Source organism: Collinsella sp. AF36-3AT (assembly GCF_003475205.1).
Taxonomy (GTDB): domain Bacteria; phylum Actinomycetota; class Coriobacteriia; order Coriobacteriales; family Coriobacteriaceae; genus Collinsella; species Collinsella aerofaciens_AF.
Genome location: NZ_QROZ01000008.1, coordinates 37389 through 58492, shown reverse-complemented (window position 1 = coordinate 58492; position 21104 = coordinate 37389). Strand labels below are relative to the sequence as shown.

Here is a 21104-nt window from a genome sequence, read left to right as displayed (position 1 = left end):
TGGCTCCGGCGCCTTTGCCTTTACAATGGGGGCATGGAACAGATTATTTTGAACATACTCGAGGCTCTGCGTCGCGGTGAGACCGTGGACGACAAGGCGCTCGTCAAACTGATACATGCCGAGGCGCGCCGTGAGGGTGCCGACAAACGAGATCTGGCCAAGCGCCGTCTGCTGCCGTTCTACCAGCGGGTTAAACGTGATGAGCCGGCTCGTTGGGCTGGGTGGAATGTCGACGCCGAACTGGAACGGCAGTTGCTGCAAGTGCTACGCATGAAGCCTCGCCGCACGGCTTCGGGCGTAGCGACCATTACCGTCATCACCAAGCCCTGGCCGTGCTCGGGCGATTGCCTGTTTTGCCCCAACGACCTGCGCATGCCCAAGAGCTATCTGCACGCCGAGCCGGCATGCGCCCGTGCGGAGCAAAATTGCTTCGACCCGTATCTGCAAGTGAGCGCTCGCCTGACCGCGCTTTCGCAGATGGGGCATGCGACCGACAAGATAGAGCTCATCGTGCTCGGTGGTACCTGGAGCGACTATCCGCAAGGGTATCAGACGTGGTTTATGTCGGAACTTTTCCGTGCGCTCAATGACGATGCCGTCGCCGGCGTGGCGGCCAACCCCATGTTGGCGCGTCCGGGCATCAGCCGTGCCGAGGCGGGGCGCCTGCTCGATGACGCTCCCGCCGATGCCCTGCCGCCGGTGGTAACAGAGCGTCGCGAGCGCTATCGAGTTGCCGGCATTGCGACAGACGAGGCTGAGCTTGCAGCAGATGTTGCCGACGAGCAGGGACGTGTGGATGCTGCCGTGGGAGGCTATAACCGTGCGGTGCGTCGTCTGTACGGCCCCGGTACGCCGTGGGGCGAGGTCACCGAGTGGCAGACGGCAACGATGGAGGAGCTTGAGCGTCAGCAGCACATCAACGAGACGGCGAAGCATCGCGTGGTGGGACTCGTTATCGAGACGCGCCCCGATGCCGTGACGCCACAGGCGCTCACGCTCATTCGTCGTCTGGGCTGCACCAAGATTCAGATGGGCATCCAAAGCCTTGACCAGCACCTGCTCGACATCAACGAGCGCCGTATTACGGTGGCACAGATCGAGCGGGCGTTTTCGCTTGCGCGCCTATTTGGCTTTAAGATCCACGCGCACTTTATGCTCAATTTGCTGGGTGCTACGCCCGAGGTGGACAAGCGCGACTACGAGCGCTTTATGACCGAAGGGGCCTTTATGCCCGACGAGGTCAAGGTTTACCCGTGCGCGCTCATCGAGGGTTCGCGCCTGGTGGGCTGTTATGAGCGCGGCGAGTGGCGTCCCTATACCGAGGAGGAGCTGCTCGACGTGCTGGCCGACGACATCGTGGTGACGCCGGCGTTCTGTCGTATCAGCCGCATGATTCGCGACTTTAGTTCCGACGACATTATGGTGGGCAACAAGAAGCCCAACCTGCGTCAGCTCGTCGAGAACCGCTTGGCGGCTCGTGGAGAAGGCGCGACGGTGCGCGAGATCCGCTATCGCGAGATCAGTACCGCGGGTGCCGACCTGGATGAGTTGACCCTTGACGAGGAGGTGGTGTACGAGACGCCGGTGACGCGTGAGCGCTTTTTGCAGTGGGTGACGCCGCAGGGCAAGATCGCAGGCTTTTTGCGCCTGTCGCTACCCGACCGCGCGTTTGTTGCCGCGCATGCGGACGAGTTGCCGACGACACCGGACGAGGCGATGATTCGCGAGGTGCACGTGTATGGCATGGCGGCACGCGTGGGGGATCAAGGTCAGGCGGCTCAGCATCACGGTCTGGGGCGTCTGCTCGTGGAGCGTGCGTGCCATATTGCTCGGGACGCGGGGTATACGCACATCAACGTGATTAGCGCGATCGGTACGCGCGAGTACTATCGCCATTTGGGTTTTTACGACCGCGGACTCTATCTGCAAAAGGAGCTCTAGATGAACAAGCCGAGTGTTTCTGCTGGCGTCGTTGCCGGCGTTGCCCTGGGAGCCGCGGCGCTTGGTGCGGCTGCCGTCGCTGTTCGCGCTGCCTGTCTGCAGGTTGCGCGAACTCGCAATGGGTTGGCGCGTGTGAAACGCGTGCACGATGAGGGCGGCGATGAGATTCGTGTGTTGGTGCAAGGCGGCGTCTACCAAAGCGCAAGCTACGTTGGCGAGCGCTGGGCGGAGCCCGTCTTTGCGTACTATCGCGCGTTTGACGACGTGTTTGAGGCCGAGGATGTGATGCGCGACGCTTATGGTCACGGTATCAACCGTATGCTTATGCTAGGTGGCGGCGGGTTTGCCTATCCCAAGTTTGCGCTGATGTCGCACAAGGTCCTGCGCATGGACGTCATCGAGTATGACGGAGAGATAACGCGCTTGGCGCGCCGTTGGTTCTATCTGGATGAACTGGAGCACGCGGTGGGCGATCGCCTGCGGGTGATTACCGCTGAGGCTCGCTCGTATCTGGGTGTGACGAGCGTGGGCCATCGTCGCTACGACGTGGTCGTGAGCGATTGCTTTGGCGGTGCCGAGCCCGTGCGCGAGCTGGCGACCGTTGAGGCGCTGCGCCTGGTGCGGGGCAGCCTGAACCCCGGGGGTATCTACGTGGCCAATATCGTGAGCGCAAACGAGGGGAGCGATGTGACGTTCCTTCGCGACTGCGCTGCCACGGCGCTCGAGGTATTCGTCCACGCCTGGGTGGTCCCATGTGGCGATGCGAAGTTCAGCGGCGAGGAAAACTACCTGCTCATCGCCAGCGACGGCGACTACGCCTTTGCCGAAGCCGTGCCCTTCGACACCGACTTCCTCGGCACCGTCCTTCACGACAAGTAAGTCTCCCCGTCCCAAAAAAGACTGGTCTTAGGCGTGGTCGCGCCAGCCGTGAACGCGCTGCTTCATGCCCTCTATGTCGAGCACGCCTTCGGCAAAGCCCTTGCGCACGAGCTCTTCGGGAACAAACTCGTCGTAGCGGTCAAAGTAAGGCACCTCGCCAGGATAGACGAGCTCGATGGGATCGAAGTCCTTCTCGGCCTCGGCGGCGAGCACCTCAAAGAACGTCTCCTCGTCGGCCTTCATCTTAAACTGCATAAAGTACGGGCGTGACGGGTCGAGTCCGCGAAGGCCCAGCTCAGCGGCGCATTTGATTTTAAGCATGCGCTCGAGTGCTAGGAAGGCGTAGCTGCCCAACCAGGGGAAGAGCACCCAGGTGTCGCCACCCAGGTTGATGAGCGGCTTAGTTCCCGCGCCCGAAATCTCGGCGGTATGACGAGCCTGCGCCAAGCGAGCCCGTGCGTTACCCATAAGGTACGGATATACTGCGTGCTCAGTGAGCGCTTGGCGCATGCGCTCGAGCACATGCGTGTTAATGTCGCCGGGGCAGTCGCCAAAGTAGGCCGGCACCCGGCCCTTGACCTGCGTGGCAAAGACAGTGTGGCGCTTCCAGTCCACTTCCTCGACAATCCAGCAGTGTCCGGCGATGGCGATGCGCTCACCGGGCGGGGGCGGATTAACGATCGTGCCCAGCTCAGCAGATTCGCTCCGGACGGTAAACTCCTCGTTTTCCTGGAACACGGCGTAGAACTTAAAGTTGTTGATGATGCGCTCGCCCGCGAGACCCACGATGAGCCCGCCACCTTCGGTGACCTGGATATGGTCGATCTTAATGAGGTGACGTAGCAGCACACGGTAATCGTCTGCCGAGACACGGTGGAAATAGCTGAGCGTGAGCACGCGCTGGGCAAGTTCGGCCGGCGTGAGCTCGCCGGTGCTGGCGAGGGTCGACATAGTCTGGTGATAGAGCAGGCTGTAGGGGAGACGATCGAGCTCGGGTGGCTCGACCCACTTTTCCTCGCGATAGAGTTGTACGAGCGCGATACCCTGCAGGAGCTTCCAGGGAATGGTTTCGGGCATCATCGTGCGCGGCTCGGGCTCTTCCTCGCGCATGACAAACCACATCTCGGGCGGAAGATCGCGACGGCCTGTGCGCCCCATGCGCTGCAAAAAGGAGCTGACGGTAAACGGCGCGTCAATCTGGAAGGCGCGCTCCAGGCGGCCGATATCGATACCGAGCTCCAACGTAGAGGTGGTGACGGTTGTCTGCGTCTGCTCCTCGTCGCGCATGAGCTCCTCGGCCGTCTCGCGTAGCGATGCCGAAAGATTGCCGTGATGGATGAGAAAACGGTCGGGCTCGTGCCGGCTCTCGCAGTAGCTGCGCAGCATGGAGCACACGGCCTCTGCCTCCTCGCGCGAGTTGGCAAAGACCAGGCATTTGCGGCCGCGCGTATGCTCAAAGATATAGCCCATGCCGGGGTCGGCGTTGTCGGGCGCCGTGTCGGTGGGGTTGAGAAGCGCCTGCTCGGTCGCTCGTGGGATGTCGACTTCGCCCTCGGGGGCCGAGGAAGTGCGACGGTCTTTGGGAGCGGCCTTGCCCCGCGCCTGCTCACGACGTTGACGGTGTTCTTCCTGTGTAAGCTGTCCGCTGTGGCACATGTCTTGTCCGGATGCGGGCAGCGCCGCGGGCGCCGCCGTCTCAATACGCTCGCAAGCAAGCACCTCGGCTTCTTGTGGACCTGTGCCTACGAATCCTCGTTGCTGAGCCTGGGGGCCCGAGTTGTAGAAGTGCTCCATGGAGATGCGCCACACGCGGCGCGGTTCCTCAAAGCGGGGGATAACGCAGTCGCGCCCCGTTCCCTGCGAGAGAAAGGCGCCCGTGCGCTCGGGGTCGCCGATGGTGGCAGAAAGGCCGATGCGTCGGGGCTGCACGCCTGCCATGCGTGAGAGACGCTCGATAAGGCAGAGCGTCTGCCCGCCGCGGTCGCCGCGCATGAGCGAATGGACTTCGTCGATAACCACATAGCGCAGGTCGCAAAACATGCGCGGGATCGCCATGTGCTTATGGATCAGGAGCGCCTCGAGTGATTCGGGCGTAATCTGCAAGATGCCGCTCGGTTTTTTGATGAGCTTGGCCTTGTGCGACTGCGAGACATCGCCGTGCCAGTGCCAGACAGGGATATCGGCTTCTTCGCACAGGTCGTTGAGGCGAACGAACTGGTCGTTGATGAGTGCTTTGAGGGGGCCAATGTAGAGGGCGCCCACGCTCGCGGGCGGGTTCTCCCAAAACTCGGTCAGGATGGGAAAGAAGGCCGCCTCAGTTTTTCCAGATGCCGTGGATGCCGTCAGGAGCACATTGTCTTGCGTGTTGAAGATGGCATCTGCCGCCGCAACCTGGATGGAGCGCAGGCTCTCCCAATCGTGGGAGTAGATGAAGTCTTGGATAAACGGGGCGTAGCGGTCAAAGGCGTTCACGGGGCCTCCTCTCAAAAACGAATTTCTCAACGCTGCCGACAACGGCTTGCTGCATTACAGTCTCAACGTTTGCCCAGATAAAACCTGCCAAAATAAACCTGTCCCTTATTGGCAGGTTAGATGGTGAATTCGGCGAAGTTACGGTCGCCGCCTGCGGTATCGGTGTCGCCTGTTGCGGTTGCCGGCGCCAACGCGTCGCCGCCGGCGCTTTGCAGCAGCTCGGCCACGTTGGCGTCGGGGTTTTGGCATAGGATGTCGAGCAGCTCGATAAAGTCACGAATGACTTCACGCGGCGTCAGATGCGTGTCGGCTCCCACGCGACCGAACTCGATCTTGAGGAAGTCCACCAAGTCGTTCTCGGCAAGCGTGGGCGTCCAGCCAAAGTAGCCGGCATGGATCTGCATGAGTTTTTCGATGAGCACCAGCAGCTCCTCGTAGGTGAGTGGCTGCAGGCGGATGATGGGTGCGAGCATGTCCTTAAGGTCCTCGCGCGCAAAGCGACCCTGAGCGAGTCGGCTGCGCAGAGCCTCGTAGGAGAACACGCCGCGGCGGCGGTCTTCGATGGAGGTTGGCGTGCCGCCCATGATCATGCCCAGGTACTGCGCCTTGCCCTGAAGTGTGTCGTTGTACATGGTCAGGATCTTCTCGTAGTTGTACTGGCGCGTGATGGCATTGGGAATCTTATACAGATTCACGAGCTCGTCGATGAGCACCAGCATGCCCTTGTAGCCACTGCAAACCAAAAAACGCGCGATGAGTTTGACGTAGTCGTACCAGTCGTCATCGCTGATGATGGTCGAGGAGCCCAGCTCGGCGCGTGCCTCGCTCTTGGTGCGGTATTCGCCGCGAATCCATTTGGTCACGCGGCTCATGGTCTCTTCGTCGCCCCCGGATGCGGCCATGCGATAGCGGCGGAGCATGCGGGTGAAGTCGAAGCCGTGGACCATCTCCTCGAGCGGGGCCAGTTGGGCATTGACGACCGACTCGTCGACGTCGGCACACGAGGCGACCCAGCGATCCAGAATAAGGTTGAGCGCACCGCCCTCGGGGCGCGTCTTGGTCGATATATTGCGGATGAGCTCGCGGTAGGTGGCAAGACCCTGTCCCTGACCGCCCTGCAGGCGGCGCTCGGGCGACAGGTCGGCATCAGCGACGACGAATCCCTCGCCCATGGCGTGCGTGCGGATAGTCTGGAGCAAAAAGCTCTTGCCGGCGCCGTAACGACCGACCAGAAAGCGGAAGCTCGCGCCACCGTCGGCGATGAGACTCAGATCGGTGAGCAGGGCGCGGATCTCGACCTCGCGCCCTACGGTGATGTAAGGAAGGCCGATGCGCGGGACCACGCCGCCCTTGAGCGAGTTGAGAATGACGGCAGCGACGCGCTTGGGCACGCGAGGTGCTGCGGATGCGGTATCACTCATGGTCTAGGTATCCTCTCACGTCTGCTTCGTAGTCCTCGATAATCTGCGGCCCTGCCGCGCTAAATTCAATTACGGTGTCGCCCACCAGGTCAAAGAGCGCCTCGTTGATGGTATCGACGAGCATGTCCTCGCTCTGCTCCGATTGCACTACCGCCGATTCCGCCTGTACTGCGTTGTGCTCGAGCAGCGCGCGGAGATAGGCGTCTGCGGCGGGCGCGAGTTCGTTTGTGGCGTCAGCGGGCGTAGCAGCTGCGAACGCGGGCGTCGGCGCGAGAAGCGGTGCCACGACACCAAACTGTTCGGTGGATATGGTCGGCTCGTCGGACTCGTCCTGCCCTGCGGCCGCCGCGACCGCCTCGACCGTCGCGGCGGCCGCAGGCTCGGCTTCCGGTTGCCCTGAGTCCGCTGCCTCGGCTTCTGCGGACGCGCCGTCCTCGCGTTCCTCGTCGATCAAAAGCGCTTCGCGCGTTTGTGCGGCAGCGCTCCGAATGTGCCCCAGCTGGCTCAAATCGATATCGATCTTGACGGGCTGGTGTGCGGCGTCCCACGAAAGCCATGCCACAATCTCGTCATCGATAATCTTGGCCAGATATTTGGGGACCTTTTCTTCCTTAAGGGGATGGGCGGGGTCCAGCGCCAGGCGCAGGCGTTGGTCGCAGGCGCGCATCATTTCACCGAGCTTGCTGCTCTTTTGCCTGCTACCGTGAATCCGCATGCATTCCCAAAAACCGTTTTGGCAACGGTAGATATGGATGGGGTCCAGACGGTATTCGCAGTCCTCGTGGCGCTCGGGCGCAAAGAATACGGCCGAGGCAAACATGGTGTAGGGCATGGCCGTCTCCTCCCCAAATAAACTTGCCACGATGCCGGTCTTTCGGTGCGTGTCATAGTAGCGCGCCATGCGGACATACACGGCGCACGCCACGTGGCACAGATCGCGGTGGTGGCTGCGGTCGAGCCGCGAGTTACTTAGGTTGTACGTGGAGAGGGCGTTGATGGCGGCCATGAGTCGCTCCTCGCGCACCTCATCGGGCGGAAGGGGGAGCGTGGGCTCGGAGGTTTTGCGACGCTTGGGTGCCGGGTCAGACGGCGTCGGTGCTGGTACAAGGTCTCGTGCCGCGCGCCGCAGCTCGATAAGGGCGTTATCGAATATGACGGTTTTAGAGTCGCGAAGCAGCTTGGGGTCGAGCCCGTGGAACACGGCGTAATCTTGCAGCCACACGCGCGCAAACCGGTCGATGCCGGGCTCGAAGGCGCGATAGACATCCCAAAAAGCCTTGATCTTGTTAAAACCATCGAGTGGATTATCTACGCCAATGCCGCAAATCAGCTCATAGAGATACAGAAAGGCAAAGGACGTAGACGTTTCCTCGACGGTTCCGCGGCGCACTTGGGCACGCCAGGTAAAGTAGCCGCGCAGCTGCCGGTCGCTCATGGCGTTGTAGGTGGGAAAGTACGACTTAAAGGTGCCGTTGTAGGGACAGTCGTCCTCAAAGTCGGCCATCAGCAGGCCCTGGCGGTAAAAAAGCTCGGCTTCCGAAAGCCAGCGGCCCGCACCGCCCTTGGGGTCATCCTGCCAGCGCGATATCTCGCGCATTTTACGGTACTGGTCGGGGAGGAAATTCTGCATCTGTCGGCCGGTTTTGAGAATCGGCTCGTCTGCGTAGGTTTCGTTTGAGAAGCGGGCGGACTGATGGGTCCGGGCCTCGGCCATAATGCGCTCGATGAGCATCTTGATGTCCTGGTCGGCCACCGCTCCTCCTCTCGAACACAGCTACGGTGACCTCATATCATAGCACAGCATCAAACAGATGTTCGAGATACCGCTGCGTTGATAGATTTAGAAAAGGAGGGCGTATATGACGGCGATGACGACGGAGGGAAGCATATTGGCCGTGCGGAAGGTCTGAGGACGGATGAGGTTGACGCCGACGCAGAAGATGAGCATGGAGCCTACGAGCGAAAGGCTGTTGAGGGCTGCCGTGGTCATGATGGGGGAGAGCGCGCCGGCAAACAACGTGATCGTCCCCTGGAACACGGCGACGGGCAGGGCGGAGAAGATGCAGCCGCGGCCAAGCGAGGCCGTCATGGTGCAGACGATGATGCAGTCCAGTGCGCCCTTGAGGGCAAGCGTTGACCAGTCGCCGAGCAGGCCGTCCTGGATCGATCCCACAATGGCCATGGCGCCGATGCACACGGTGAGTGAAGTCGAGACAAAAGCGTTGGTGAACTCGTTATCGCCCTCACTGCCAGTCTTGCGCTTGAGCCATTCGCCAAGGTTCTCGATGGCGGCCTCCAAGTTGATGGCCTCGCCGATGAGCGAACCGAGCGCAAATGAGACGATGAGCATGGTGGTACCGGTGGTCGCTAGCGCCTTTCCATCGATGATGAGCATCTTTTGCATGGTGCCGCCCAGGCCGATAAACAGGACGCACAGCCCCGATGCTTTCATGAGCGTGTCTTGGATGCGCGGTGTAATGAAGCGGCCGCCCGCTAATCCCAAAAGACCGCCCGCAACTAAAAGCGCAACGTTGATGATTGTTCCCAAGCCCGGCATGAGCCCTCCTGTATTGATGCCAACGTGGCAATCGTAGCAGAATGAAATGCGAGGCACATCGCGACTCATCTAATACGTTATATAAGTGGTATTAGGAATGATGCGCAGCATTTAAGCCTCAGGTGGTTGTCGGGACATAGGGATAGTAGTCAAAGCGCAGTGTCATAAGCCGCTGTGGGGATTCAATAGCCGCGGCGATGATATTGGCATCGCGGGCACGATCAAACCCTTCGAGTTCGATCTGATACGAGACGTCTTGCATAATGTCCAGACGTCGCCAGGCTAGAAGTGTGTCGCCATCGAATTCCAGGGTCTTGCTTCCGTCTGGGGCAACGGCGTATAGACGCAGTTTAGCGGTGGTTGCAGGGTCGACAACCGTGACCTTTTTAATTTCGTTTCGAGTATTCTTGGCGCCCAACAAGGTGAGCAGTGTTGGGGCCACGACCTCGCCCGATGGCAAAAAGACGACTTCGATGGATTCGGGAAATGCGATGATGGCCGACTTGCGGACGGGCTGATTGGCGGCGGCAACTTCGATGCTCGCGGCGTCGATGACCTCTGTGTGGTCGAGGGCGGCAAGCACGCAGCAGTTACCTTCATCGATCTCCTGAGGATCAGCAAGCCCCAGACTGTCCGCGAGCTCGGGATCGTTTGGATCGGCAGCGGGCTCATTCGGTGCTTCGAAAGAGGCTGGGGCGCTGTTTGTCGGCGACGGCGTGTCGCCCGCACCTGCTTCTTTGTCCGCGCTTTCTTCTTGTATGGTTGCGTTGATGGGTTCGTCGTTTGAGGGGAGCGTCTTGGCGTTAAGCGCGGAGGGGACAATCCCGACGGCTCCGGATCCGTTCCACTCCATCTCGAGAAGCGCCGGGTCGGCAAGAATGCGTTGCCTGCCTAGCGTGTGGGCATCGATTTCAATAGGGCCCGCCTCTGTCCCTCGTGTAAGGCTGAGTGATCCGGCTGGCTTCTCGAAATGAGCGTCTGTGTCTTTGGCGCTGACGGCGTAGAACAGCAGGGATGCTTCTCCCGCCGCGATGGCATCGGTGCCGGCTTTGGTCAGCCGCAACGATGCCGTGAATGAGAGGGTGGGCTGCGTATCGTCTGCATTCGCGGCGGCGCAGCCCAGACATATACCGCCTCCTTTCTCGAAAAACGCACCGTCGAAGGCGACCTTCGCTCCGTTCGCCGAGTCATCGACCGAAGCGATGTCGATGCGCAGCTCTAAATTGCATGGATCGCCATCTGCATCGAGCACAACCGAGCGCCATGTGCAGACAGCGCGCCCCGCCTGGGAGCCGTTTGCCTTGTTCGAACGATTGATATCCACGACTATCGAGCCGTCCGTATTACGACGAAGGCATCCCGAGGTTGAGATTGCGGCCTGTGCGATCGAAAAACGCTTGCACGCAATGGCACTCGACGGATTTGGTGCGGAGCTTAGGGCTGCCGGCAAGGAGTCCGCCATGGCGGGAGTCGCCCAAGCGACGACAGGCGTTCCGGTTGCGAGCGCGCCGCAGAGTGCGACAACGGGCAAAAGGTTCTTCGATGCCATGAAGTCTCCTTAGCTAATTTAGTGCGGCCTGTCCGTGTTTTGTTTCTGGCTGCGTTTGATATGCAGACCGAGGCCGGCGGTTCCCGCGCCTGCTGCTGTGGCGCCTGCTGCCAAGAGCCATCGTCTGTCGTCTGTCTGTGCCAACGGTTCCTGGCGGTCGCCGCGGTCGAGCTCCGAGAGGTCGACCGTCACTTGCGTGGCGGCCCGCGCCTGTTCTTGCTGGGCAAAGGCCATAGCTGGCCCACACGCTAGGATACTGACGGCGGCGGCCAGGGCGACGGCCTTATGCCGTGTGCGCACCGGGCTCGACCGTCCAGGTGATCGTTGCAACCTGATCGCCTTCGCCGGTTACGCGGAAGATGTCGCGCGTGACGTGGGCGACGTTTCCGCTTGTCTTGAGCTTAATTTTGTCCGTGCCGCCGGCAATGCCCTGGTAGCCCATGTCGAAGGCTGCATTCTTGGAAAGATCGAGGCCCGTCTCCTGCATTGCGGCGCTGGCGTTCTGGAGTGCGCCGTCGGGGCCGACCTTAAAGTCGATGGAATTCTGCGCGGTTCCGGCCTTGGCGTCGGCGGCAATGGTCCAGGTGTTCATGGCGTCGATCTTCATGTTGGTGACATGGATGCCGTAGGCCGAATGATTGTCGATGGTGGTCGCGTCTTCTGAGGGGCCCTGAAGCGTGCCGTCGGCCTTGGCGACGAAGGGAATAACCGTCGGAACTTTGAACTCTACGTTGTCGATCTCGGTCCTGACCATTACTTTCGTGGTTCCAACGCGCCCGGCTGCCAGAGCTGGCGTCGGGGCGGCGCCCATTGCGAGCGCGAGCGCGAGCCCTGCGCCCACGACGAGCGCTCTGGCTCCGTTCATGTTCCTGGTGATGTCCATGGTCGTTCCTTTCTATTCGCCGCGGGCCGTCCCCGCGATGATTGGACGAATGCTGGTGAATTGCGTGCGGTGCCGCGTCGGCCGAAAAAGCTAGTTCTCGGCTTGCTCAACCCGTACCTTGACACGTGTCGGATTGCCGTGGCTGTCGAGGGTCTTGGCATCGAGTGCCTGGATCTCGATGTATGCCTCGCCTTCTTTGATGTCGCCGGCGGGGCACGTCTCGATTGTCTTGCCGGTCTCGACCACACCGGATTCGTACATGGTCTCGTCGTTTTGGATGACGCGGAATCGCTGGGGAAATTTATTGTCTTGGACGTTTTGCACGTTGACGCGCAGCTTGCCGTCCTCCTGTAGCTGAGCGACCGGCGCGACCGAAATCGTCATCATGTTGTCGCGGACGATGGCATCGAGCTCATCTTGGATTTCTTGTCGCGATTTGCCCTCTGCCGTCGTGACTGAGGCGCCCGCTTCGGGCACGGGCTGCGACTGCCAGGCGTATAGCCCTACGGCGATGAGGGCGCAGACGATAGCCAGGCAGACAACGACGAGTTTCTTGCGACGCCCCAGTCCTGCGAGGCGGGGCGGCTTCTTCGCACTCATGCGGCGTCCTTGGTGGTGTAGACACGTGCGAACGTGGACGGGTCCGCTCCAAAGAGCATGTGAAGCATCAGGCGGCGCGAGTAGATGAGCTCGTCAAAGTCGTGAGGGAGCTCGATGTCGTGGATACGCGCGATGTGGTGGGCGAGCGCCGAGAACGACTCGGGGTCGCAGATAACATCGGTGGTGACGTGGTAGACCGCCGTATCGGGGAACGCCTCTTCGTCGAAAGGCAGGAGATAGGGATCGTCGTCGACCTCGATGGCGACGCCGTACTGGGGCCAGTAATATGCCATGGGAACCTCCCTGCTTCTGGGGCCAAAACTTCTATCGGTTTTGGTTGTCGACGCCGACCGTATCAGCCGCTACTTGACCAATTTCTGACCAAATGCTTGACGGATTGACATCTCCGCAGGTAAAAGGTGGAAAAAATTACTCCAACTTTTTTCGAGCGACAATCGAGCGGTCGGCGACGGCGGGGCGATATGTGTCAAAAGCATCGTCTGCCGAGGAAGCCTTGCCGTTCGCCGAATTGCACAAACGTAAAAATCGCCAATTATGGAGACGGTCTCGAACACGTCGACGAAACGATGCGGTAACATCTCCCTGCAAACACTGTAGTTAGCTAAAGGGGGAGTTCGCGTGTCTGCAACCATTAAACCCTTCACCGATGAGTTCGAAGAGTATGGCCGCGATGAATCTCGTGCATCGGGCGAAGCATCGAGCATCTCGTTTCCGACAACGGAAGACGAGGTCCGTGCCATTTTGGAAACGCTCCATGCCGAGCGTGTCCCGGTAACGGTTCAGGGCGCCCGAACCGGCCTTGCCGCCGGTGCCGTGCCCCACGGTGGGCATATCCTCAATACTTCCCGTATGAATCGCTACTTGGGCCTTCGCCGCGATGAACAAAGCCAATTTCTGCTGCGCGTGGAGCCGGGCGTTGTGCTCTCGGAGCTGCGTAAGCAGCTGAGCAAGAAGGTACTGCCGACCGCTGGTTGGGACCAGGCATCGCTTGAGGCCTACGAGGAGTTCCAAGAGTCCCCCGAGCAGTTCTTTCCCACCGATCCCACCGAGGCATCTGCCTGTCTGGGTGGCATGGCGGCATGCAACGCCTCCGGCGCCCGCAGCTACGCTTACGGCCCCATGCGCCCGCATATCACGGGACTCCACGTCGCGCTGGCTGATGGCGATTTGCTTGAGCTTCAGCGCGGCGAGGCTTTTGCCCAGGGCCGCCACCTGTCGCTCGTGACGGCAGAGGGCCGTACGCTCGAGCTCGATCTTCCCGGCTATACCATGCCCGAGACAAAAAATGCCTCAGGCTATTTCGTTGCGGACGATATGGACGCCATCGATCTTTTTATCGGTGCGTGCGGCACGCTCGGCGTCATTACCGAGCTCGAGATCGCCCTGCAGGCGGCACCTTCGGTCGTATGGGGTGTGAGTTGCTTTTTCGATAGCGAAGACAAGGCCGTGTCCTTTACCGATTCCGTGCGTCCCGTGCTGTCCCATGCCGCCGCTATTGAGTATTTCGATGCTGGCGCTCTGGATATCCTGCGTCGCCAGCGCGAGCAGTCGACGGCGTTTGCCTCGCTGCCGGCGCTCGACGACGAGGCAAAGGTCTGTGTCTACGTGGAGCTCGACTGCGATGACGAGGCGCAGGCGACCGAGGAGCTGTGCCACCTGGGATGGATGCTGGAGCTTGCGGGCGGCCGCGACGATGCGACATGGGTCGCCCGCACCGAAGTCGATCGCGAGTGCCAGCGGTTCTTCCGCCACGCGGTCCCCGAGAGTGTCAATATGCTCATTGACGAGCGTCGCCGCATCGACCCCACCATTACCAAGCTGGGATCGGATATGTCGGTGCCCAATGCACGCCTTGCCGATGTCATGGCCCTCTATCGCCGCACGCTGGCCGAAAGCGGGCTTGAGTCTGCTGCCTGGGGACACATCGGGAACAACCATCTGCATGTGAACATCCTGCCGCGCGATGCGCAAGACTACCGTCGTGGTGGAGAACTCTTTGCCCAGTGGGCTTCCGAGGTCACGGCCATGGGCGGTGCCGTTTCTGCCGAGCACGGCGTCGGCAAGATCAAGGCGGGCTTCTTGGAGACGATGTACGGCCACGAGGCCATGGTCGAGTCGGCGCGGCTCAAGCTCCAGCTCGATCCCGACGGGCAGCTGGGTCGCGGCAACCTGTTTGCGGAGAAGCTCTTGGATGAGCTCGTCCAGAAAGGGGGCGCGTGAAGATGAGTGATTTCCATATGGTGGTGTGCGTCAAGGCGGTGCCCGGAAGCACCGAGGTCAAGATGGACCCCAAGACCAATACTATCGTGCGTGATGGCAAGCAGGCGGTCATTAATCCCTTCGATGCAAGTGCCCTCGAATGTGCGCTAGCGCTGAAGGACGACTTTATCGGCTTTGGCATGGACGTGCGCGTAACGGTGGTGTCGATGGGCATCCCCGCGACCGAGTCGCTGCTGCGCGACTGCATCGCCCGCGGTGCCGACGACGCGCTGCTGCTGACCGACCGAGCCTTTGCGGGCGCCGATACCCTAGCCACCACCTATGCCCTCAAATGCGGCATCGAGGCACTCGATGGGGACTTTGACCTGCTCATCTGCGGCAAGATGGCAGTGGACGGCGATACGGCCCAGATCGGCCCCGAGCTGGCCGGCGCCTTTGGGGTCCCCTGCGTGACCGACGTGAGCTGTGTGCAGAGCGCGGGATTTACGACGTGTGGCTCGCTGGCGCTCGTTCACGGCTGCGATGCCGGCGAGGAGACGGTGTACCTGGAGATGCCGTGTGCGATGACGACTGCCAAGGAGATTGGCCAGTTGCGTATGCCGAGTATTGCCGGTATTCGCGCGGCAGAGGGGGCGGACGTGCGCGTGATCAGTGCCGCCGACGTGAACGCCGACCCCTCGCGTTGCGGCCTTGCCGGATCACCGACGCAGGTCGTGCGCTCGTTTGTGCCCGACCGTGACCAAACGTGCGAGGCCGTTGAGGGAACGGCGTCCGAGCAGGCGGTAAAACTTGCCAAGATTATTGAGGGGATGGCATAGATGAGCGGGCTGATTATCGATAGCGAAGCCTGTATCGGCTGCGGTCGCTGCGTTCGCGCCTGCGCCTCGGGCGGCATTGTGGTGGAGGGTGAGCGCCCCAATCGCTGTGCCCGCGTAACCGACGGCTGTATCCTGTGCGGTGGGTGCGTCGACGCCTGCCCCGTCAACGCCATCTCGATTGAGCGCGACGAGGCCGCCGGCGCGGCAGACCTTGACGCATATCGAGACATCTGGATCTTCGTGCAGACTGACGAGCACGATGCCGTTGCATCCGTGGCCTTCGAGCTCATGGGCAAGGGGCGCGAGCTTGCCGATGCCCGCGGCTGCCGTCTGGTGGCACTGGTCGGCATGAGCCCCGAGGGCTCACTCGGGGACCTGGAGCATCTGATTTGCGCCGGTGCGGACGAAGTTCTGGTCTGTCGTGACGAGCGCCTGCGTCAGAACGACGCGGAGGTCTACGCTCGCTTGATCTGCGATTTGGTAGCCGAGCGCAAGCCCGAGGCCATTCTGTACGGCGCGACCGCCTTTGGTCGCGAGCTGGCGCCCGGTGTGGCCGTGCGCTTGCAGACGGGTCTTACGGCCGATTGCACGGTGCTTTCTATGGATACGGAGACGGGTCTGCTGCAGCAGACGCGCCCGGCGTTTGGCGGCAACCTGATGGCCACCATTATCTGCCCCAACCACCGTCCTCAGATGGCAACGGTGCGCCCCGGCATCTTTAAGGCGCCCGAGTTTGACTATAGCCGCTCCGGCACGATTACCCAGGTAGTGCTTGCGGATGACGTTAAGGCCCGCGTCGAGATCTCGATTCCCGCCGAGGAGTGGGGACAGCAGGCCTCAATTGCCGATGCCGAGCGTCTGGTCGTGGTGGGCCGCGGCATCGGCTCCAAGAAGAATCTGCCCCTGATGCGAAAGCTCGCCGATGCCCTGGGTGCCGAGCTTGGTTGCACGCGTTCCATTGTGGAGGCAGGCTGGTTGGAGTATCGCCACCAAATTGGCCAGACGGGTGTATCGGTCTCGCCCAAGCTCCTCGTGAGCATCGGTGTCTCGGGCGCTATCCAGCATCTCGCCGGCATCGGTGGGGCGGAGTGCATTTTCGCCATCAATGAGGACCCGGATGCCCCCATCTTTGGTGCCGCCCAGTACAAGGTCGTCGGCGATGCCGTTGAGATCGTTGAGGAGCTGCTGGCTCAGCTTGAGCGCTAAGCGCGCGTCAGCCAGTCGCGCATCTCGTCCTTTAGGCGGCTCCAGGTTGCCTGCGTGGCGGGGTCGGTAAAGGGCCGCGTAATGCCAAAGGGCGCGTCGAGCAGGCGGTGGATATCGCCCTGTTTGCGCGCCAGCGCGCGGCTCGCTGGATAGGCGAGCTCAAACATAAAGCAGATGAGTCCCACCAGGTAGTCTGCGGGCTCATCGCGCTCATCGCGTGCGACGCAGCGGTGCTCGTCAAAGGCGGTAAGCGCCGGTGTCGAGAAGTGGCTGGCGAGAAACGTGTCCTCATCCACCTTGAGGATGGTGTCGACGGTGCTGTCGGCGATGGTGCGCATAATGTCGATCTTGTCGCCATCGCGCACGATCTCGCAGAAGCTCCGTGTACGGGTGTCGAGTTCCGTGGGCAGGCGAAAATCACTGTGGTGGGCGATGCTCGCGCGGATCAGTTCGTCCTCTGCCGGGTCATCGATAAAGTCGCGGATGTTCGTTACGGCGGGTGCATCGGCGGGATTCTCGCCAAAGAGGATCTCGATGCCCAGCGCTGCATGGCTCATGCTCTCGGCGTCCTTAAAGGTGTCCCAGTGCCGCAACTGCTCAAAGCGGCCCATATCGTGTAGCAGGCCGCAAAGCCATGCCAGGTCAATATCTTCTGACGACCAGCCCTGCTCGCGCGCTACGGCATCGCATGCCTCGGCCACGTGGTACGTATGCTCGATTTTGAGCGCGATGCGTGGGCTGGTGGCGTCGTAGGCATCGGTGTAGCTTTTGAAGGCCGCGCGCGCCCGGTCTCGATCGATAGCTGTCATAATGACTTCCTAAAAAGTTGTGTCTTTCGATCCGGTGGCAATTGTAGGTGAACTCGGTTGCTGTCGGATGATGATTCTGCCGTGTCGCTACATGCGGCTCGGAGACCTTGTCAGGATGAGAAGCGTATGGTGCTCAAAATCGTTAGAACCGTCTGGCCAGTGATGCTTACCTATGTTGCAATAGGCGCGCCGTGCGGAATGATCATGGGGCAGACGGGAATGGAGCCCTGGATGGTCTTTGCTCTGAGCAGCACGTTTGTGACGGGCAGCGGCCAGTTTATGATCTGCAATCTTTGGCTGGCGGGCGTGCCTGCAGCATCGATCGTCGCGAGCGTTGCTGCCATCTCCTCGCGCTTTGCGCTTTACTCGGCATCGATCGCGCCGCATCTGACGGGTGCCTCGAAGCGTCAGACGCTGGCTGTTGCCGCGACACTTACCGAGGAGGCATATGGCATCTCGCTTGCCAAGTTGGTTGAAGGGGAGGATTGGGGCCCGCGCGAGTCCTTCGTGCTCAACGTGATTCTCATCGCAACATGGGGCGTTTCGTGTACGATGGGCGCCATCGTCGGCGCCGTTGTCGATGTTCCCACCGCCATTGCAGCCTTTGTCTGCACCTCGCTCTTTATCTGCCTGCTCTTTTCGCAGCGGCTGTCGCGCGGCAACGTTGTCGCGGCGGTTTCGGGCGCGGTGTCCGTCGCCGTATGCAAGTTCTTGGGCCTCACGAATATTGCCGTGCCGGCAAGCGTCGTGGCCGGCATTGCCATTGCGTTGGCGTGCGATGCTGTATTTGACGGAAGAGGTGCCCGCGATGCCCGTTAACGAGTTCTTGGTTCTGTGGCTGTCGTCGTGGGCTGCTATCGCGTTCTTTCGCATCGCGCCGGCGTTTGCCTTGCGCGGGAGAACGCTGTCGCCCCGCATTACCGAGGCCCTGGGTTATATCCCGCCCGCTGCCTTTGCCGCGCTGGTCGCCAACGACTTGGTGAGCCCCGGCGCGTTCGACGCGGGACCCTGGCCTGCCTTGGTTCCCTGGATTGCGGCTGCCGGCGTCGTGGCCGTGGCGGTCAAGACAAAATCGATGCTGTGGTGCTGTGTTTCGGGCATCGTGTTCTATATCGTTTTGAGCCTCATATAAGAGCGGGGCACGTTTAGCGCCCCTGTCCAACGAATCGAATTTCTCACCGAGCTGGTCTATTTCTTCTGGTACCATGGTCAAACTTTACTGTAGCAAAGCGTGACGTGGGCTTTTGTACCCCGTCAGCGGAAATGGGGGTTTCATGGCACAGGAAGCGACCGCCAACGAGCAAAAGAAATTCAAGGTCCCGCGCATCCCGGGCGACATCATGATCTATCCGATGATCGTCGGTCTTTTGCTCAACACCTTCTGCCCGCAGGTTTTTGAGATCGGCGGCTTCTTTACGGCTGCCTGCCGCGGTGGCTCCAATGCCATCGTCGCCGCGATCCTGCTGTTTGTGGGCGCCGGCATCAGCTTTAAGTCCACGCCGGGTGCCATCAAGACCGGTATCGTCGTGCTGATCCCCAAGCTGGTCGTCGCAGCGGCTCTCGGCCTGGGCGTGGCATATTTCTTTAACGACAACTTCCTGGGTCTGAGCTCCGTGTCTATCATCGGCGGCATCACGTTTTGCAACATGGCGCTCTATACGGGCATCATGGGCGAGTTCGGCGATGAGTCTGAGCAGGGCGCCGTCGGTATCCTGTTCTTTACGGCCGGCCCCGCCGTCACGATGATCATCCTCGGTGTTTCCGGCCTCGCCAACATTCCCATTGGCACCATTATCGGCTCCATCTTGCCACTCGTTATTGGCATGGTTCTGGGCAACCTGTTCCCGTTTATCAAGAACCTGCTGGTTCCCGGTGCCAATCCCGCGATTGCCGTCATCGGATTTCAGCTCGGTGCGTCCATGAGCCTGTCGAGCTTTATCACCGGCGGTATTTCCGGCATCTTGCTGGGCCTTGTCACGCTGTTTGTCGTCGGTCCCATCACCTTTGCGTTCGAGCGTCTGTGCGGCGGCAATGGCAAGGCCGCTGTGGCTTGCTCCACCATTGCCGGCACGGCTATGACCACACCGGTTGCCCTCGCCGAGGTCGCACCGCGCTACGCCGAGCTTGCGCCCATCGCGTACGCTCAGATCGCCACCGCCGTTATCATCACGGCGATCATGGCTCCGATTCTGACTGGCTGGGTCGACAAGAAGTTCTGCCAAGGCAAGGAGGATCTGTCGCCTGTCGGTGTCGAGGCCATAGAGGAGGCCGTCGCGACTGACATCGATGGCGAGTAGCAATCGATACCCATCAATGATGCCGGCGTGTGCAATTCGCGCCGTATGGGCGCCCGAACAGAAACTGTTTTGCAGTGATGTTCGGGCGCTCTGCTATTATCCCCTTTACCCCTGTGGAGTAAAGGGGTGTTTATTGCCCTGATTCGAATTGGGCGATTCTGACCACTTGGGTATTGAAGGGATGGCGCTAGTGGTTAAGGCACTCAAGATTGAGATATTCGTGCTATGCATGATTGTTCTTATCGGGCTTGCCGTGCGAAGTCGTCGCTCCTTGTTCTCGAGCACCCAGCAGCTATTGTTTAGCATGCTTGGCTACACCTCTGCCGCGTACATATTATTCGATATGATCTGGACGCTTTCGGACGGTGTGGACGGCACGTTGGGCATTGCTGCCAACTGGATTTCCAACGCGGTTTCGTTTTCGCTCTTTGCTATCGCGTGTCTCATTTGGTTTATCTATTCCGAGACGGTGCAGGGTTCTCGCCTTTTGACCTCGCGCTATAGGGTGGTGCTTGTAGCGTTGCCTACGGCTCTGGTGGTCGTGCTGGCGTTTACCAGTTACTGGACGCACGCCCTGTTCTATATCGATTCGCAGGGCGTGTATCGTCGCGGCTTTGCCTATATGATCCAGCCCATCGTCAGCTACTGTTACGTTATACATACGTCCCTGCATGCATTTGTGCAATCTCGCAGGGTCGAGAGCCTGCAGACGAAGGCCATCTATCGAACCTTGGCATTTTTCGCCATTCCGGCCCTGGTGGGCGGTACCTTTCAGGTCGTATACTCGGTGCCCGGCCTTTGTGTCGGCATAATGATTAGCATGTTGCTGCTCTACATCATCTACCAGGAGCAGCTCATCTCGACCGACCCGTTGACTGAACTTAACAATCGCAACCGTTTTGAGACCTATATGCTGTCGCTCTTCTCAAATGTGGATCAGGCCGAAGATGTATATCTGCTTATGATGGACGCCGACGGCTTTAAGCAGATTAACGATCGCTATGGGCATGTGGAGGGCGACCATGCTCTTCAGGTCATATCCGCTGCGCTCAAAGAAGTCTGCTCGGCGTCTGGCGGCTTTATCGCACGTTATGGTGGCGATGAGTTCGTGGTGCTCCAAAAGGCAGCGGCGGAACAGGATATCATGCATCTGTGCGCGACAATCAACGATGAGCTCGCGCGCGCCGAGGTTCCGTATCTGTTGCGGATGTCCATCGGCTACGCACGGGTCGGTGATGGCGTCGATACCTGGCAAGACTTGTTTCGTGCTGCCGACGCGGAGCTCTACCGCGTAAAGCGCGAGAAGAAGAAAGCCGGCGCCCAGATACGCTAGAAAAAGGGCGCACGCTGGCGGGCGTGGCGGCCCTCGGCTCTCCGATGTACTCCATTAAGCTAAAGTGTGCGAACATCCTCCCTAAAAAGGTGAGCTCG

At 60.6% G+C, this 21104-nt stretch carries 19 protein-coding genes; 9 read left to right on the top strand and 10 right to left on the bottom strand.

Going from position 1 to position 21104, the window contains the following annotated elements; genetic code table 11:
* Window positions 1–33: 33 nt before the first annotated feature.
* Window positions 34–1941, top strand: a complete 1908-nt coding sequence (locus DW003_RS07735; RefSeq protein WP_118388407.1) for an elongator complex protein 3 — start codon at window positions 34–36, stop codon at window positions 1939–1941.
* Complete coding sequence (locus DW003_RS07730; protein WP_118388405.1) at window positions 1942–2820, top strand: spermidine synthase; 879 nt, start codon at window positions 1942–1944, stop codon at window positions 2818–2820. It abuts the gene before it with no gap.
* Between the two features lie 27 nt (window positions 2821–2847).
* On the opposite strand, the gene DW003_RS07725 is transcribed toward DW003_RS07730, so the two are convergent.
* From DW003_RS07725 to DW003_RS07685, 9 genes are all read right to left on the bottom strand, one after another.
* The gene (locus DW003_RS07725) at window positions 2848–5292 is read right to left on the bottom strand and encodes a DEAD/DEAH box helicase (protein ID WP_118388403.1); all 2445 of its coding nucleotides are present in this window, start codon (window positions 5290–5292) and stop codon (window positions 2848–2850) included.
* Between the two features lie 116 nt (window positions 5293–5408).
* Window positions 5409–6713, bottom strand: coding sequence for an ATP-binding protein (locus tag DW003_RS07720; RefSeq protein WP_118388401.1), 1305 nt, complete (start codon window positions 6711–6713; stop codon window positions 5409–5411).
* Window positions 6706–8466, bottom strand: a complete 1761-nt coding sequence (locus DW003_RS07715; protein WP_233545547.1) for a TerB N-terminal domain-containing protein — start codon at window positions 8464–8466, stop codon at window positions 6706–6708. The genes DW003_RS07720 and DW003_RS07715 overlap by 8 nt, the downstream gene beginning before the upstream one ends.
* 87 nt (window positions 8467–8553) lie before the next feature.
* On the bottom strand, window positions 8554–9270 hold the full coding sequence (locus tag DW003_RS07710; protein WP_172622415.1) for a DUF554 domain-containing protein: 717 nt from the start codon (window positions 9268–9270) through the stop codon (window positions 8554–8556).
* Window positions 9271–9388: 118 nt separating this feature from the next.
* Entirely contained in the window at window positions 9389–10819 is a 1431-nt protein-coding gene (locus DW003_RS07705) for a hypothetical protein (protein WP_118388399.1), read from the bottom strand.
* 18 nt (window positions 10820–10837) lie between these two features.
* On the bottom strand, window positions 10838–11053 hold the full coding sequence (locus tag DW003_RS07700) for a hypothetical protein (protein WP_117862423.1): 216 nt from the start codon (window positions 11051–11053) through the stop codon (window positions 10838–10840).
* A 49-nt stretch (window positions 11054–11102) separates the two neighbouring features.
* A complete protein-coding gene (locus DW003_RS07695; protein ID WP_118388397.1) occupies window positions 11103–11702 on the bottom strand; it encodes a hypothetical protein in 600 nt (199 codons plus the stop codon).
* Window positions 11703–11792: 90 nt separating this feature from the next.
* A complete protein-coding gene (locus DW003_RS07690; RefSeq protein WP_099431401.1) occupies window positions 11793–12302 on the bottom strand; it encodes a hypothetical protein in 510 nt (169 codons plus the stop codon).
* Window positions 12299–12595 carry a hypothetical protein gene (locus DW003_RS07685; protein WP_089573322.1) on the bottom strand — a complete coding sequence of 99 codons (297 nt, stop codon included), beginning with the start codon at window positions 12593–12595 and terminating at the stop codon, window positions 12299–12301. The genes DW003_RS07690 and DW003_RS07685 overlap by 4 nt, the downstream gene beginning before the upstream one ends.
* A gap of 346 nt (window positions 12596–12941) precedes the next feature.
* On the opposite strand from DW003_RS07685, the gene DW003_RS07680 reads away from it, so the two are divergent.
* From DW003_RS07680 to DW003_RS07670, 3 genes are read left to right on the top strand one after another with little or no spacing between them, the layout of a single operon-like run.
* Window positions 12942–14543, top strand: a complete 1602-nt coding sequence (locus DW003_RS07680; protein WP_233545546.1) for an FAD-binding oxidoreductase — start codon at window positions 12942–12944, stop codon at window positions 14541–14543.
* A gap of 2 nt (window positions 14544–14545) precedes the next feature.
* A complete protein-coding gene (locus DW003_RS07675) occupies window positions 14546–15361 on the top strand; it encodes an electron transfer flavoprotein subunit beta/FixA family protein (RefSeq protein ID WP_118388395.1) in 816 nt (271 codons plus the stop codon).
* Window positions 15362–16567: an electron transfer flavoprotein subunit alpha gene (locus DW003_RS07670; RefSeq protein ID WP_118388393.1), complete on the top strand. Its 1206-nt coding sequence runs from the start codon at window positions 15362–15364 to the stop codon at window positions 16565–16567.
* Here DW003_RS07670 and DW003_RS07665 read toward each other — a convergent pair.
* A complete protein-coding gene (locus DW003_RS07665; RefSeq protein WP_118388391.1) occupies window positions 16564–17376 on the bottom strand; it encodes an HD domain-containing protein in 813 nt (270 codons plus the stop codon). The two genes, DW003_RS07670 and DW003_RS07665, sit on opposite strands and share 4 nt — an antisense overlap.
* Before the next feature lie 126 nt (window positions 17377–17502).
* Between DW003_RS07665 and DW003_RS07660 the strand changes: the two genes are divergently transcribed.
* The 4 genes from DW003_RS07660 (at window position 17503) to DW003_RS07645 (ending at window position 21006) form a co-directional block, all read left to right on the top strand.
* Window positions 17503–18195: an AzlC family ABC transporter permease gene (locus DW003_RS07660; protein ID WP_117629653.1), complete on the top strand. Its 693-nt coding sequence runs from the start codon at window positions 17503–17505 to the stop codon at window positions 18193–18195.
* Entirely contained in the window at window positions 18185–18508 is a 324-nt protein-coding gene (locus DW003_RS07655; RefSeq protein WP_117629654.1) for an AzlD domain-containing protein, read from the top strand. Before DW003_RS07660 ends, DW003_RS07655 begins: the two co-directional genes overlap by 11 nt.
* 142 nt (window positions 18509–18650) lie before the next feature.
* Complete coding sequence (locus tag DW003_RS07650; RefSeq protein WP_117776079.1) at window positions 18651–19673, top strand: 2-keto-3-deoxygluconate permease; 1023 nt, start codon at window positions 18651–18653, stop codon at window positions 19671–19673.
* Window positions 19674–19863: 190 nt separating this feature from the next.
* On the top strand, window positions 19864–21006 hold the full coding sequence (locus DW003_RS07645) for a diguanylate cyclase (RefSeq protein ID WP_158573204.1): 1143 nt from the start codon (window positions 19864–19866) through the stop codon (window positions 21004–21006).
* Window positions 21007–21104: the final 98 nt, after the last annotated feature.

Coding starts and splice junctions, on each gene's coding strand:
- DW003_RS07660 (WP_117629653.1), top strand. CDS start 17,503: ATGGTGCTCAAAATCGTTAGAACCGTCTGGCCAGTGATGCTTACCTAT.
- DW003_RS07705 (WP_118388399.1), bottom strand. CDS start 10,819: ATGGCATCGAAGAACCTTTTGCCCGTTGTCGCACTCTGCGGCGCGCTC.
- DW003_RS07685 (WP_089573322.1), bottom strand. CDS start 12,595: ATGGCATATTACTGGCCCCAGTACGGCGTCGCCATCGAGGTCGACGAC.
- DW003_RS07675 (WP_118388395.1), top strand. CDS start 14,546: ATGAGTGATTTCCATATGGTGGTGTGCGTCAAGGCGGTGCCCGGAAGC.
- DW003_RS07720 (WP_118388401.1), bottom strand. CDS start 6,713: ATGAGTGATACCGCATCCGCAGCACCTCGCGTGCCCAAGCGCGTCGCT.
- DW003_RS07650 (WP_117776079.1), top strand. CDS start 18,651: ATGGCACAGGAAGCGACCGCCAACGAGCAAAAGAAATTCAAGGTCCCG.
- DW003_RS07730 (WP_118388405.1), top strand. CDS start 1,942: ATGAACAAGCCGAGTGTTTCTGCTGGCGTCGTTGCCGGCGTTGCCCTG.
- DW003_RS07700 (WP_117862423.1), bottom strand. CDS start 11,053: ATGGCCTTTGCCCAGCAAGAACAGGCGCGGGCCGCCACGCAAGTGACG.
- DW003_RS07665 (WP_118388391.1), bottom strand. CDS start 17,376: ATGACAGCTATCGATCGAGACCGGGCGCGCGCGGCCTTCAAAAGCTAC.
- DW003_RS07655 (WP_117629654.1), top strand. CDS start 18,185: ATGCCCGTTAACGAGTTCTTGGTTCTGTGGCTGTCGTCGTGGGCTGCT.
- DW003_RS07690 (WP_099431401.1), bottom strand. CDS start 12,302: ATGAGTGCGAAGAAGCCGCCCCGCCTCGCAGGACTGGGGCGTCGCAAG.
- DW003_RS07735 (WP_118388407.1), top strand. CDS start 34: ATGGAACAGATTATTTTGAACATACTCGAGGCTCTGCGTCGCGGTGAG.
- DW003_RS07695 (WP_118388397.1), bottom strand. CDS start 11,702: ATGGACATCACCAGGAACATGAACGGAGCCAGAGCGCTCGTCGTGGGC.
- DW003_RS07670 (WP_118388393.1), top strand. CDS start 15,362: ATGAGCGGGCTGATTATCGATAGCGAAGCCTGTATCGGCTGCGGTCGC.
- DW003_RS07710 (WP_172622415.1), bottom strand. CDS start 9,270: ATGCCGGGCTTGGGAACAATCATCAACGTTGCGCTTTTAGTTGCGGGC.